Below are 13,247 nucleotides of genomic sequence, written 5' to 3'. Positions count from 1 at the left end.
TCATGACAGGCGGCCTGCGGCCTTCCTTTGGGAAAGCAGAAGGTCGGGGAGAGAACCCATCAGGGAGGATTTATGTTTGAATTTGAAGTGATCAGGGAAGACCCGCGGTCGGGAGCCCGGCTGGGAAAATTCCATACACCCCACGGCAGCTTTGACACCCCTATTTTCATGCCGGTGGGGACCCAGGCTGCGGTGAAAGCCGTTTCTCCAAGGGATCTGGAGGAGATCCGGGCACAGATTATCCTGAGCAATACCTATCATCTGGCGATGAGGCCAGGACATGACCTGGTCCGGGAAGCGGGAGGACTGCACCGGTTTATGAACTGGAACCATCCGATTTTGACGGACAGCGGCGGATTTCAGGTTTTCAGCCTGGCGGAGCTCCGGAATATCCGGGAGGAAGGCGTATGGTTCCGATCCCATCTGGATGGTTCCCGGCATTTTCTGAGCCCCGAAAAGGCGATGGAAATTGAAAATGCGCTGGGTGCCGATATTATTATGGCATTGGATGAATGCATGCCATATCCTGCCACCTATGATTATGCGAAGAAGTCGACGGAACGGACGGCCCGGTGGCTGGGCCGCTGTGTGCAGACTCACAGCCGGGAGGATCAGGCCTTGTTCGGCATTATACAGGGCAGCATGTTTGCGGATCTTCGCAAGGAAAGTGTGAAACGATCCCTGGAATATGATCTTCCGGGATACGGGATCGGCGGGCTGAGCGTCGGGGAACCCAAGTCCGTGATGTATGACATGCTGGATGTCATTATGCCGATGATGCCGAAAGGCAAACCGAGATATCTCATGGGTGTGGGTTCGCCGGATTGTCTCCTGGAAGGGGTTGTCCGGGGAGTGGACATGTTTGACTGTGTCCTGCCCACCCGGATTGCCAGGAACGGAACGGTGCTGACCAGCCGGGGAAAGATTGTGGTGCGCAATGCGGAGTATGCGAGGGACTTCACCCCCCTGGATCCGGAATGCGACTGTTATGCCTGCCGCAATTTTACCCGGGCGTATATCCGGCATTTGATCAAGGCAAATGAAATCCTGGCTGCCATCCTTACCAGCATCCATAACCTGCGCTTCCTGATTCACCTGATGGAGGAAATCCGCAGGGCCATCCGGGAGGAGCGCCTGTTGGAATTCCGGAACGATCTCCATGAAAAATTCAGACGGGAGTAATATTTTTCTACAAATCCTTGAATTCACGGGACAAACAGGTTAATATAATACTATAGTTGCAGGAAAAGGAGGGAATCGAATGGCACAGGCGGCAAAGAATACAAAGGGTGCGGCGGGCACAGCTGGTCAGAATGCCGGTGCAGTAGGCGGTGCAGGAGTTCTGATAGCAAACCTGTTACCTTTCGTCCTGTTGATTGTCATCTTCTACTTTATGTTGATCCGTCCCCAAAAGAAAAAGGACAAGGAAAGCAAGGCGATGCTGGCATCCCTGAAGGTAGGGGACAATGTTACGACAATCGGCGGACTTTGCGGCAAGATTACTTCGATCCGGGATGATGTATTGACTCTTGAAGTAGGAGCCGACAAGGTAAAACTGGTCTATGAGCGCTGGTCCATCCGCGATGTGGATAAGCCGATTTCAGACGATTGAGGGTAAACCGGAAAAAGAGCTGTGTTTCCATTGGAAACCGGCTTTTTTTGTGTTGACGGATCCTTCCCGTGGTTTGTCATAACCGTTTCTCCTGATGCATATGTTTGAAATAAGATGCATAGAGGGAGTTGGGAAGGATGAAAAAGGGTCGGAAAGTTGCGGCGAAACAGGAAGAGAGTTCCCTTACAAAGGACCTGGCGCAGATCACCAGGGGGTCCGCCTTTGCGGTACTTCTTACATTGCTTTGTATCATCCTGTTTGCGGTTGTCATGCAGCTGTCCAGCTTATCGGAATCGATTATCCGGCCTGTTGTGCAGGTGGTACGGATATTGAGCATAGCGGTGGGCGGGATATATGCCGCCGGAAAGGGTGTCCGCAGGGGATGGCTGAAAGGTGCCGGGACCGGAATCCTCTACGTGATACTGGTTTCCCTGATCGGGATTTTTTCCGGAGGAAAATTTGCCTTTGACCGGATTTTTCTCTCGGATATGATTATGGCCATTATTGTGGGTACCGTGGGCGGCGCCATCGGAATTAACCTTCGCTGACTGAAAGAATCAAAAGCGGAAGGATGCGCGGCCCTTTTCATTTGCCGGACTTTATGATATAATGAATTGTAATTTTGAATTTTGTTTAGGGAGAGGGAGTTGCATTATGAAGCATATCAAGACCCTTTGCAAGGGCAATCTGAAGCAGACCATGCATCGGGGTGGCTGTGGAGAGTGCAAGACATCCTGCCAGTCCGCATGCAAGACATCCTGCACGGTTGGAAACCAGAGCTGCCAGAAGTAATATTTTATTTCTTACATAAAAGACATGGATAGCAGTAGCTCAGCTACTGCTATTCTTTATGAAGCACCTGGTTCTGTCAGGGCTTCCGTTCACCGGGGCATTCTGTTTTTGGATAGCTGCGGCGCCGGGGGTTCCGTACAGGAGAGCAGGAATGGAATCGGAAAGGGAAAAGGCCAATGATACATAAATTTGAAGCAGGCGGTGTCCGGCTGGTATTGGATGTAAACAGCGGTGCCGTTCATGTAATTGATAAAATTGTCTGGGATTTGTTGGATTATGGTCCGGACTTTGTCTGGGAAGATATTGTGAAGGGATTGGGCGATCGGTATCCGGTCGGTGATCTGCGGGAAGCCCTGTCCGAAATAAACGAATTGGTGGATGCAGAAATGTTGTATACCACCTGGGATCCGAAGGATCGGCCCGTTATGGCGGGGGAGCCGATGATCAAGGCCATGTGTCTGCATGCGGCTCATGACTGCAATCTCCGATGCCGGTACTGTTTTGCCTCCACCGGTGATTTTCATGGCCAGCGGGCCATGCTGGATCTGGAAACGGGAAAAAAGGCTCTGGAGTTTCTCGTAAATCATTCCGGTTACCGGAGAAATCTTGAGGTGGACTTCTTCGGCGGAGAGCCCCTGATGAACTTTGATGTGGTGAAGAAGCTGGTGACATACGGCCGGCAGCTGGAAAAGCAATACAACAAGGAATTCCGGTTTACCGTTACAACCAACGGACTGCTGCTGGATGACGATACCATAGCCTATATCAACCGCGAGTTTGTCAATGTGGTTCTCAGCATTGACGGACGGCGGGAGGTGCATGACTGTCTTCGCAAAACCGTCAACGGCAGGGGAAGCTACGATGCTATTGTGCCGAAGGCAATCCGGCTGGCGGATTTGAGAAATCAGACCGATTACTACGTCCGGGGGACCTTTACAAAATACAATAAGGATTTTGACAAGGATGTCCTGCATTTGGCCGATCTGGGCTTTCAGCAGATCTCCATTGAGCCGGTGGTTGCTTCGGAGGATGAGGATTATCATCTTTCCCGGGAGGATCTTCCTGAGATTTTTGCGTCCTATGACCGACTCCTGAAAGCCTATCTGGAGAGACGAAAGGAAGGGAAAGGCTTCAACTTCTTTCATTTCCAGGTGGATCTGGAGCAGGGGCCCTGTGCAGCGAAACGAGCCGCAGGCTGCGGAGTGGGCAATGAATATATCGCAGTGACCCCCACAGGGGATATTTATCCCTGTCATCAGTTTGTCGGGGAGGAAAAATTCAAGATGGGAAGTGTGCTGGATGGCTCCTTCCGTCAGGACATGCAGCAGAACTTCCGGAAATGCAATGTATTTACAAAGGAAAAATGCTCTTCCTGCTGGGCCAAATTTTATTGCAGCGGCGGGTGCTCCGCCAATGCCAGTCATTTTTCCGGAAGCATCGATGAACCTTATGAACTGGGCTGCGAGATGGAAAGGAAAAGGCTGGAATGTGCTTTGGCTGTGAAAGCCATAGAAGCAGAGGAAGAATAACAACATTTATGGAATTGATACCAAAGATGCAGGGACAGGGAGTTATTCATGTCAATTTATCAGGTATGCCAACCGGATTCGGAAAATACCGAAACTGTTAAAATGCTGCTGCAGACGGAACTGAATATCAGTAAAATCACTGCCGGGCTGCTGGTGAACCGCGGAATAACCAGTGTGGAGGAAGCCAGGGCGTATCTTCATCCCACTTTGGATCAGCTGAACGACCCCTTTGATTTGTCGGGTATGGACCGGGCAGTGAAAAGGGTTCGAAGCGCTGTTGCATCCGGAGAGAAGATTACAATTTACGGGGATTACGATGCCGACGGGATTACTTCCTCTTCGGTGTTGTCCCTTTATCTGAAATCATTGGGAGCCGATGTGGATGTCTATATTCCCAGCCGGCAGGAGGAAGGTTACGGACTGCATCCTGAGGCTCTGAAGCGGTTAAGGAATGGAGGAACCGGTCTGGTCCTGACGGTGGACTGCGGCATTGCCGCTGCGGAGGAGATCCGGGAGATATCGCCGGACATGGATATCATCGTTACGGATCATCATATGCCGGGAGCTGCCCTGCCGGATGCTTTTGCCGTGATCGATCCGAAAATTCCCGGACAGGCTTATCCATACCGGGAGCTGGCGGGAGTGGGTGTCGCATCCAAATTGGTTCAGGCATTGGGGGGACGGGAAGCTGTGGTTCCTTTCCTGGACCTGACAGCATTGGGTACGGTGGCGGATGTGGTCCCGCTGACGGGAGAAAACCGGGTGCTTGCTGCACTGGGGATCCGTCAGATCCGGGGAAAGCCCCGTCCCGGAATCGCCGCTTTGCTGCAGAAGCTTGAGATGGAGCCCTCTGCAGTAAATTCCGGCAGGATATCCTTTACCATCGCACCTTGCCTGAATGCGCCGGGGCGGATGACCACTTATCGTGCAGGATATGAGCTGCTGACTGCCTCCCGGCCGGATCAGGCCCTGCCTGTGGCGGAGGAGCTGATCGGGTGCAACCGGGACCGCAGGGAAACCGAGCAGCGTATTCTGGAATCCGTGCAGGAAATTCTTCCGGATCAGGTCAATCTGGCCGATGACCGCTTTCTTGTGGTGGCCGGGGAGGGATGGCATCCCGGAGTGATCGGGATTGTGGCTTCCAGGATATCCGAACGATATCACCGTCCGTCTGTCGTCCTGTCCCTGGATGGAGAGCAGGGTGTGGGATCCGCCAGAAGTGTCCCGGGATTTGATCTGTACCGTGCCCTTTCTTCCTGCAGGGATCTTTTTTCGCGGTTTGGCGGGCATGAGCAGGCGGCAGGCCTTTCCATCCTTACAAAGGATATTCCGGAGTTCCGCAGAAGAATCTGTGAGTATGCGGGAAAAGTTCTGGATGATGAAACGTTGATTCCCCATTATGTTTATGACGGAGAGATTGCTCCGGAGGATATTTCCCCCGGATTACTGAAAGAGATCGACAGCCTGGCACCTTTTGGAGTCGGCAATCCCACTCCCAGGTTTCTGATTTCCTCTGCCGTTGTGGAAAACAGCAGGCTTATAGGCAGGAACGCCAATCACATTAAGCTTGCCCTGGCGCTGGGGCAGCGCTCCTGGGATGCAGTGGGCTTCGGGATGGCAGAAGCGGGCAGGGATTTGCAGAAAGGATGCCGGGTAAGTCTGCTGACTTCCCTGAAGCGGAATGAATGGAGGGGAGTCAGCAGTACGCAGCTTCAGATATGCAGTCTGAAAAGAATATACCGGGATCACCGGGATTTGGACAACCTGTTGGCTTCTTTCTATTTTAAATTTTTTGATGTCTTTTTTGATGATTTTTTGTATAATGGTGATGTGCAGCAGGCACGGGATGATACCGATCCGGACGATTATGAGGTCCTTACGGTGGATCAGGCTACGGCTCTTTTGAAGGATTCTGCAATTGGAACCGGCATTTTTGTCAGCACCCTGGAGTCTGCGGTTTGTATTCTGGAGGATCTGCTGAAGAAAGATATGCTGGATCGGATCCCGGTTCGATATCATTCACCGGATCCTGCAGACGGGGCAGGCAGGAATTCCGTTATTCTGATTCCCGGGCCTCGATTCCATCCGGAAAGATATTATCATACGGTTTTACTGCCCGCTGTGGAAGAAAAATTTCATGGGACTGGTTTTGAAACGGGGGTTCCACCGGACAAGCTCCGATACCTTATCGTGTCGGGTGCTGCCGGAGAGGCGGTTTCATTGAAGGAGATCCTGCGCAGGTCCTTTACCCTGACGCGCAGGGATCTGGGTATCATTTATAAATGGCTGCGCAGAATCGTTCCGGGCAGGGATTACTGGCCGGATTCCGAACAGCTGCTGCTTTGCCTCAGGGAGGGGTCGGGAAGGGACTTCAACGGTTTTCAGATGCAGCTGGCTCTGGAGATCTTCAGGGAGCTGAATTTTATTTCGATGAAAACCGGAAACCAGACGATCCGGATCCGATGTTTTCGGGATCCGGCCAATCGGCAACTGAAGGAGAGCAGGCTGTATGTCTTTCACAGGCACTGGTTGATGGGTTACGGCATAAAGGATTAAAAGCCCTTTATGATTCCAATAATTGTCTGAATTTAAGGAGGAAGCGGTATGGATTTAAAGGAAAAGATAAGGGTGGTAGAAGGCTTCCCGAAAAAGGGTGTTTCCTTCAAGGATATTACAACTCTGCTGAAGGACAGAGAAGCGTATCATGAAACCGTCGACGCTATGGTGGGCCGGTGCCGGGATAAGAACGCGGATCTGATTGTCGGCCCGGAAGCCCGGGGGTTTGTGCTTGGCGCTCCGGTTGCGTATGGCCTGAATGCCGGCTTCGTTCTGGTCCGCAAGCCGGGGAAACTTCCTGCCGAGACCGTCCGCTATGAATACGGTCTGGAATATGGCACGGATACTCTGGAAATACATAAGGATGCCATATTACCTGGTCAAAGGGTTGTGATTGTGGATGATCTGCTGGCAACAGGAGGCACGGCACTTGCAGTGGTCCGGCTGGTGGAGAAACTGGGCGGAAAGGTCGCCGGGATCCTCTTTGCCATGGAACTAAGCTTTTTGAACGGCAGGGAAACATTGAAGGGATACGATGTGGACTCTCTTATTCAATATGAAAAATAGCAAGGATGCCCATCGTTCAGACGGAAGGATGGAAGGAATGGTACGATCCGTATTTGTCTGATGGAGGGATTCAGAAAGGGAGATGGCTGTGCTGGAAGAACTTTTAACAAAAATTGAAAAGGCATTCGGACCGGAAGCCGTCGACAAGATCCGGGAAGTCTATGAATTTGCTGCCAAAGCCCATGAAGGGCAGAAAAGATCTTCCGGCGAGCCATACAGCATTCATCCCCTTGCCGTCGCAAACATCCTGGTGGATCTGGGCATGGATGTGGATACCATTGCCGCAGGTTTGCTGCATGATACCATTGAGGATACCAGTGTTACCAAAGAGGAACTGACGGAGAGGTTCGGCGACGAGGTCACCGATATGGTGGATGGCGTTACCAAATTGAGCCGGCTTTCCTATAAATCGAAGGAAGAGCAGCAGGCGGAGAGTCTGCGCAAAATGTTCCTGGCCATGGCAAAGGATATCCGTGTGATTATCATCAAGCTGGCAGACCGGCTCCATAACCTGAGAACGCTGGAATATGTGGATGAGGAAAAGCAGCGGGAAAAAGCATATGAAACGCTTGAAATTTACGCTCCGCTGGCACACCGCCTCGGCATTTTCAAAATCAAGTGGGAGCTTGAGGATATTTCGCTGAGATATATTGATCCCAGGGGCTACTATGATCTGGTGGACAAGGTGGCTGCCAAACGCAGGGAACGGGAAGCCTATATCCGGAAAGTCATCGGGACACTGCAGAAAAAGCTGAAGGAGTTCAACATTGACTGCGAAATTGAAGGGCGCCCGAAGAATTTTTACAGCATTTATAAAAAAATGTATATGCAGCACAAGGATTTTGAACAGATTTATGATCTGCAGGCGATCCGTGTCCTGGTCAATACGGTAAAGGACTGCTATGGCGTCCTGGGGGTTGCGCATACCCTGTGGACGCCGATCCCCGGCCGATTCAAGGATTACATTGCCATGCCAAAGCCCAATATGTATCAGTCCCTTCATACCACTGTGATCGGGCCAAGGGGGGAACCCTTTGAGATCCAGATCCGGACCTGGGAAATGCACCGGACTGCGGAATATGGAATTGCGGCTCACTGGAAATACAAGGAGGGCGGCAAGACTTCCTATGATATGGACAAGAAGCTGGCATGGCTGAGGCAGCTTCTGGAATGGCAAGGCGATTCCAGGGATCCCAAAGAATTTATGGAAAGCCTGAAGATTGATCTGTTTACGGACGAAGTATTCGTATTTACTCCCAAGGGAGACGTGATTGACTTACCCAAGGGTGCCACTCCTCTGGATTTTGCATATGCCATTCACAGTGCGGTTGGAAACCGCTGTATCGGAGCGAAGGCAAATGGAAAGATTGTTCCCCTGGACTGTCCGCTCAAGACCGGGGATATTGTGGAAATACTGACTACCCGGGATGCCGGCCGCGGACCCAGCCGGGACTGGCTGAAGATTGTCAGGACCAGTCAGGCAAAAAACAAAATCCGGCAATGGTTCAAAAAGGAAAGACGGGAAGAGAATATTGAGAAAGGCCGGGAATCGCTGGAACGGGAGGCCAAACGTCAGGGGTATACCCTGTCTTCCCTGATTCAGAGCGCATGGATGGATAGTATTCTGAAAAAGTATGGCTTTGCCTCCGTGGAGGATCTGTATGCTGCTTTGGGGTACGGGGGGGTCCCGGTGAATCATGTCCTGACTCGGTTGATCGATGAGTATCGCAAGGCCAACAAGGAGCAGTTCCCGGAAGATATTGTGAAGGAAACCAGATCCGGGAAGGAAGAAAGCCCGTCGGACAATGGCATCCATGTCAAGGGTATCGATAATGTAATGATCCGCTTTGCAAAGTGCTGCAATCCGGTGCCCGGCGATCCGGTGATCGGATATATTACCCGGGGAAGAGGCGTTTCGGTGCATCGGGCGGATTGTGTCAATCTTTCAGACGGCTCAGTGGATCCCAAGCGCATGATTGAGGTAAACTGGGTCGGGGAGCACAAGGCGTCCTACAATACGGAAATTCAGATTGTAGCAAGGGACAGGCCGTCCATACTGGCGGACATTACCAACGCCGTTGCCGAAATCAAGCTGAATGTAACGGCAATCAACGCCCGTACGGCCAGAAATAAGATTATAGTCATCAATATGAATATGGACATACAGGACACCCAGCAGCTGGATAAGGTGATTAAATATCTGAAACGCCTGCAGGATGTCGTGGATGTATTCCGCGTGAACGCATAAGGAGGGATGATCTTGCGGGCAGTGATACAACGGGTAAAGAGTGCCGGTGTCGTGGTGGAGGACAGACAGATTTCGCATATTGGAACCGGCTATCTGGTACTTTTGGGTGTGGAGCAGGGAGATGCCGATCAGGATGTGGAATATCTGGCGGACAAAACGGTGAATCTGCGCGTGTTTGAAGATGATGAGGGCAAAATGAATTTGTCCGTAAAGGATATCGGAGGAGAGCTGCTGGTGGTATCCCAGTTCACACTTTACGGGGACTGCAGGAAAGGAAGGCGCCCGGGCTTCTCCGCAGCCGCCGCACCGGAAATTGCCAGGCCCTTTTATGAGAAATTTTGCGGACGCTGTGAGAAGCAGGGGGTGCCGGTAAAAAAAGGCGTCTTCCGTGCCCATATGGAGGTTTCCCTGGTAAACGACGGTCCGGTAACCATGCTGCTGGACAGCAGGAAAACATTCTAGAATGATTTTTCAGGACAAACAGCAGGAAAGGATGGGAATGGATGAAGGTATTGGTGCTGCCGGTTGGGCCCCTGAAAGCCAACTGCTATACCGTCTGTCAGGAAGAAACGGGGGATTGTGTGGTCATCGATCCCGGCGGAGACCGGGAACTTCTTCTTCATAGTCTGGAGGAGCATCGGCTGACGCCGAAAGCCATTCTGCTGACCCATGGACATTTTGATCATATCGGCGCAGTGGACGATCTGAAAAAGCGTACCGGGGCAAAGCTTGTCATTCATCCGGAGGATGTCGGGCTGCTGCAGGATCCGGACAGGAATCTGTCCCGCCCATTCGGAATCGGGGATCTGCGGGTCAAAGCAACACCGGACCGGCTTCTGAAGGATGAAGACATGCTGGAAATCGGAGGGATCCGGTTCCGGGTGCTCCATGCCCCGGGACATACCATGGGCGGCGTATTCTATATCGGGGACGGGATTCTCTTTTCCGGCGATACCCTGATGCAGGGAACCGCCGGCAGAACGGACATGCCCGGAGGAAACCTGCAGATGCTGATGAAATCCCTGTCCAGGCTGTCGGATCTGGACGATTCCGTGGTGATCTGTCCGGGGCATGGCCCCCAGAGTACATTGGCCCGGGAGCGCATCTCCAATCCTTACCTGCAGGCTGCGGGAGGTCCTGAAAAATCATGATCTGGATAGATGCCCCGCAGGTATCCTACGGCAATGAAATTGTGGAGCTGGCAAAAGAATTTTTCCCGACGGAAACCATATCCGCCATGGGAAACGAAACGGATCCCTCGGAAGAGGACCTGATTCTGAAGAGCACCTGGTCCGCAGAAGGATCGGAATCCTTTTCCTTTCTCACAACCCTGCGAAAAGGTCCGGTTTTGCTGGGCGAGAGAAAAAATGTCGAAGCCCCTGACAGGGAAAACGGGGAAGGGGAAACTTCCTTTCTTTTTGAAAAGCGCAGAAGACGGGAAATGAAAAATGGCCTGAAAGGCTCTGTCTATGACCTGCTGTCCTCCTTTACGGGTAAACATCCCAGGTGGGGGATCCTGACCGGGATCCGCCCGGTGAAAATTGTCCATGAATTGCTGGATCGGGGCTGTTCCCGGGAGGACGTCCGGCATACGCTGCAGGAGATATACCGGCTGCATCCGTCCAGGGTGGATCTGATGATGAAAACAGCGGAGGTACAGCGGCCCCTTATCCGAAAGGGGGGACTCCGCACCGTTTCCGTCTACATTCATATTCCCTTTTGTTCCTCCCGGTGCTTTTACTGTTCCTTTCCATCCGATTTGTTTGGCCGGATTTCCGATAAAATCGGGGATTATCTGGATTGCCTGCATCGGGAGATGTCCGCTTTGTCGGATGAATTTCAGAGGCTTGGAATCTCCGTGGATACCGTCTATATCGGCGGGGGGACGCCGACAGTTCTGGCGTATGCCGATCTGGAGCGTCTCCTCTGCATGACGGAGTCCTGTTTCCGCTCCCGGTTCCCCTTGTCAGAATATACGGTGGAAGCCGGCAGGCCGGACAGTCTGGATCCACAGAAGCTTCGGCTGCTGAAGAACTATGGCGTTACCCGGATCAGCATCAACCCGCAGTCCATGAACCAGGAAACGCTGGACCGGGTGGGCCGGAACCATACAACAGAAGATGTGGCGCGCACTTTTCAGCAGGCTAGGGAAACCGGCTTTGACTGCATCAATATGGATGTCATACTGGGGTTGCCCGGTGAAACGCCCCGGCATATGGAACATACCATGGAAGCGATTGCCGCTCTGGGGCCTGAAAATATCACTGTGCATACGCTGGCGGTGAAACGGGCGTCTGCCCTGAAAGAATCCTTTCATCAATACGATCCCTCCAGACGGGGACTGGCGGAGGAAATGTCGGCGGTTTGCAGGAGATGGATGGAACATCTGGATATGGTTCCTTATTATCTTTACCGCCAGAAATATATGCTGGACCATCTGGAGAATGTGGGCTATACGGTCCCCGGAAAGGAATGCCGGTATAATATTGATATCATGGAGGAAAAGCGGAGCATCTGGGCATTCGGCGCCGGCGCGTCCAGCAAGCTCTATCACCCGGAGGAGGACCGCCTGGAACGGGTGGCCAATGTGAAGAATCTGGAGGACTACATTGGCCGGATTGGGGAAATGATTGAGAGGAAGCGGAAAGCGCTGGGCACTGGAATATAGATCCGGCCATTGACAGCTGCCGAAGGGAACGTGGACAATCAAACGGATCCGGCATTATGAAGCGAAAGCGTGGCCGCACCATCGGATGTTACATTACATCCGTATCCCGGAGAATTATGTGAGTGACAGGTTCATTGCTCCGCGATGACAAAACGGCGAAGGGGATGGTGATGATAAAAAAGATTGCAATACTGGGAGGAGGCAGTTGGGGAACGGCACTCTCAAAGCTTCTTTCGGAAAACGGGCACCAGGTTACTGTATGGCTCCGGGACGAAGCCCAGTGCAAATTGCTGAGTATTGAAAGAGTAAATAGAAAATATCTGCCAAATGTTAAAATTCCGGAAAACATAGTATTCACTTCAGATATAAACGAAGCTGCTAAAAATTCGGAAATATTATTGATAGCTACACCGACACAGCATATCAGAAGGCTATTGCGGCAAATCAATAATGAATATAAGACAGGTAAAATAATTGTCAATGCTTCGAAGGGAATTGAAATAGGAACGATGAGCCTGGGTTCCGACATAGTTCGGGAAGAGACAAAAGATTGTATTTTTGCGGTTCTGTCAGGGCCTTCGCACGCTGAAGAAGTAGGCCTTTCAATGCCTACGGCCATTACGATCGCGTGCGACAGCAAAAAAGTGGCAGAAGAGATACAGGATATTTTTATGTCGACATATTTCAGGGTCTATACAAATGAAGACGTGGCAGGAGCAGAGCTGGGAGGAGCTTTAAAAAATATTATTGCTCTCGGCGCAGGAATATCCGATGGTGTGGGATACGGCGACAATGCCAAAGCGGCCCTGATGAACAGGGGCATAGTTGAAATAGCGCGGCTGGGTATTGCAATGGGCGCGGATGTTCATACCTTCTACGGCCTTTCGGGGATCGGTGATTTAATGGTAACATGCACGAGCAGGCACTCAAGAAACCGGAATGCCGGTTATCTTATCGGGCAGGGTATGTCCAGGGATCAGGCCATTAAAAAAATCGGGATGGTTGTGGAAGGGATCCCTACCACATACGCTGCATATGAGCTTTCTATAAACCGTAACGTGGAAATGCCCATTGTCAAAGCGATGTATGATATTTTAAATCATAATGCAGATGTCCGAAAAACGGTCAATCAATTGATGCTGAGAGACAGGAAGGAAGAAAGACTTTGATAATATCTGTGAGCCGAACATGAAACCGGCAGGCTGTGAATGGCAGGATGGTATTATGGGTAACACGAAAGCTTGAATAATGTTTGACAAAATGGCCGCAGGATGG

Annotated in this window: 12 protein-coding genes; all 12 read left to right on the top strand. The window is 51.6% G+C overall.

Going from position 1 to position 13,247, the window contains the following annotated elements:
• Nucleotides 1–72: 72 nt before the first annotated feature.
• Nucleotides 73–1,182: a tRNA guanosine(34) transglycosylase Tgt gene (gene tgt, locus QBE55_12805; GenBank protein WZL78376.1), complete on the top strand. Its 1,110-nt coding sequence runs from the start codon at nucleotides 73–75 to the stop codon at nucleotides 1,180–1,182.
• A gap of 79 nt (nucleotides 1,183–1,261) precedes the next feature.
• A complete protein-coding gene (yajC, locus tag QBE55_12800; protein WZL78375.1) occupies nucleotides 1,262–1,612 on the top strand; it encodes a preprotein translocase subunit YajC in 351 nt (116 codons plus the stop codon).
• 137 nt (nucleotides 1,613–1,749) lie between these two features.
• Complete coding sequence (locus QBE55_12795; GenBank protein WZL78374.1) at nucleotides 1,750–2,160, top strand: TIGR04086 family membrane protein; 411 nt, start codon at nucleotides 1,750–1,752, stop codon at nucleotides 2,158–2,160.
• 106 nt (nucleotides 2,161–2,266) lie between these two features.
• Nucleotides 2,267–2,404 (top strand): six-cysteine ranthipeptide SCIFF, encoded by a 138-nt coding sequence (gene scfA / locus QBE55_12790; GenBank protein WZL78373.1) that lies wholly within the window; start codon nucleotides 2,267–2,269, stop codon nucleotides 2,402–2,404.
• A 176-nt stretch (nucleotides 2,405–2,580) separates the two neighbouring features.
• Complete coding sequence (scfB, locus tag QBE55_12785; GenBank protein WZL78372.1) at nucleotides 2,581–3,933, top strand: thioether cross-link-forming SCIFF peptide maturase; 1,353 nt, start codon at nucleotides 2,581–2,583, stop codon at nucleotides 3,931–3,933.
• A 48-nt stretch (nucleotides 3,934–3,981) separates the two neighbouring features.
• On the top strand, nucleotides 3,982–6,489 hold the full coding sequence (recJ, locus tag QBE55_12780; GenBank protein ID WZL78371.1) for a single-stranded-DNA-specific exonuclease RecJ: 2,508 nt from the start codon (nucleotides 3,982–3,984) through the stop codon (nucleotides 6,487–6,489).
• Between the two features lie 48 nt (nucleotides 6,490–6,537).
• Nucleotides 6,538–7,056, top strand: coding sequence for an adenine phosphoribosyltransferase (locus QBE55_12775; GenBank protein WZL78370.1), 519 nt, complete (start codon nucleotides 6,538–6,540; stop codon nucleotides 7,054–7,056).
• A gap of 88 nt (nucleotides 7,057–7,144) precedes the next feature.
• Nucleotides 7,145–9,304: a bifunctional (p)ppGpp synthetase/guanosine-3',5'-bis(diphosphate) 3'-pyrophosphohydrolase gene (locus QBE55_12770; protein ID WZL79946.1), complete on the top strand. Its 2,160-nt coding sequence runs from the start codon at nucleotides 7,145–7,147 to the stop codon at nucleotides 9,302–9,304.
• 12 nt (nucleotides 9,305–9,316) lie between these two features.
• Nucleotides 9,317–9,766, top strand: a complete 450-nt coding sequence (dtd, locus tag QBE55_12765) for a D-aminoacyl-tRNA deacylase (protein ID WZL78369.1) — start codon at nucleotides 9,317–9,319, stop codon at nucleotides 9,764–9,766.
• Nucleotides 9,767–9,807: 41 nt separating this feature from the next.
• Nucleotides 9,808–10,455 (top strand): MBL fold metallo-hydrolase, encoded by a 648-nt coding sequence (locus QBE55_12760; GenBank protein WZL78368.1) that lies wholly within the window; start codon nucleotides 9,808–9,810, stop codon nucleotides 10,453–10,455.
• Nucleotides 10,452–11,972, top strand: coding sequence for a coproporphyrinogen dehydrogenase HemZ (hemZ, locus tag QBE55_12755; GenBank protein ID WZL78367.1), 1,521 nt, complete (start codon nucleotides 10,452–10,454; stop codon nucleotides 11,970–11,972). The genes QBE55_12760 and hemZ overlap by 4 nt, the downstream gene beginning before the upstream one ends.
• A gap of 170 nt (nucleotides 11,973–12,142) precedes the next feature.
• On the top strand, nucleotides 12,143–13,141 hold the full coding sequence (locus QBE55_12750) for an NAD(P)H-dependent glycerol-3-phosphate dehydrogenase (GenBank protein ID WZL79945.1): 999 nt from the start codon (nucleotides 12,143–12,145) through the stop codon (nucleotides 13,139–13,141).
• Nucleotides 13,142–13,247: the final 106 nt, after the last annotated feature.

The sequence above is a fragment of the Eubacteriales bacterium mix99 genome, assembly GCA_038396605.1.
Classification (GTDB): Bacteria; Bacillota; Clostridia; order Caldicoprobacterales; family DTU083; genus UBA4874.
Note: the sequence above shows the minus strand (reverse complement) of the source record. Positions and strands in the feature narration are given on the sequence as shown.

Bases quoted from the DNA above. Each gene is read 5' to 3' on its own strand.
- recJ (WZL78371.1), top strand. From the start codon at position 3,982: ATGTCAATTTATCAGGTATGCCAACCGGATTCGGAAAATACCGAAACT.
- scfA (WZL78373.1), top strand. From the start codon at position 2,267: ATGAAGCATATCAAGACCCTTTGCAAGGGCAATCTGAAGCAGACCATG.
- QBE55_12760 (WZL78368.1), top strand. From the start codon at position 9,808: ATGAAGGTATTGGTGCTGCCGGTTGGGCCCCTGAAAGCCAACTGCTAT.
- QBE55_12750 (WZL79945.1), top strand. From the start codon at position 12,143: ATGATAAAAAAGATTGCAATACTGGGAGGAGGCAGTTGGGGAACGGCA.
- yajC (WZL78375.1), top strand. From the start codon at position 1,262: ATGGCACAGGCGGCAAAGAATACAAAGGGTGCGGCGGGCACAGCTGGT.
- QBE55_12775 (WZL78370.1), top strand. From the start codon at position 6,538: ATGGATTTAAAGGAAAAGATAAGGGTGGTAGAAGGCTTCCCGAAAAAG.
- scfB (WZL78372.1), top strand. From the start codon at position 2,581: ATGATACATAAATTTGAAGCAGGCGGTGTCCGGCTGGTATTGGATGTA.
- QBE55_12795 (WZL78374.1), top strand. From the start codon at position 1,750: ATGAAAAAGGGTCGGAAAGTTGCGGCGAAACAGGAAGAGAGTTCCCTT.
- hemZ (WZL78367.1), top strand. From the start codon at position 10,452: ATGATCTGGATAGATGCCCCGCAGGTATCCTACGGCAATGAAATTGTG.
- tgt (WZL78376.1), top strand. From the start codon at position 73: ATGTTTGAATTTGAAGTGATCAGGGAAGACCCGCGGTCGGGAGCCCGG.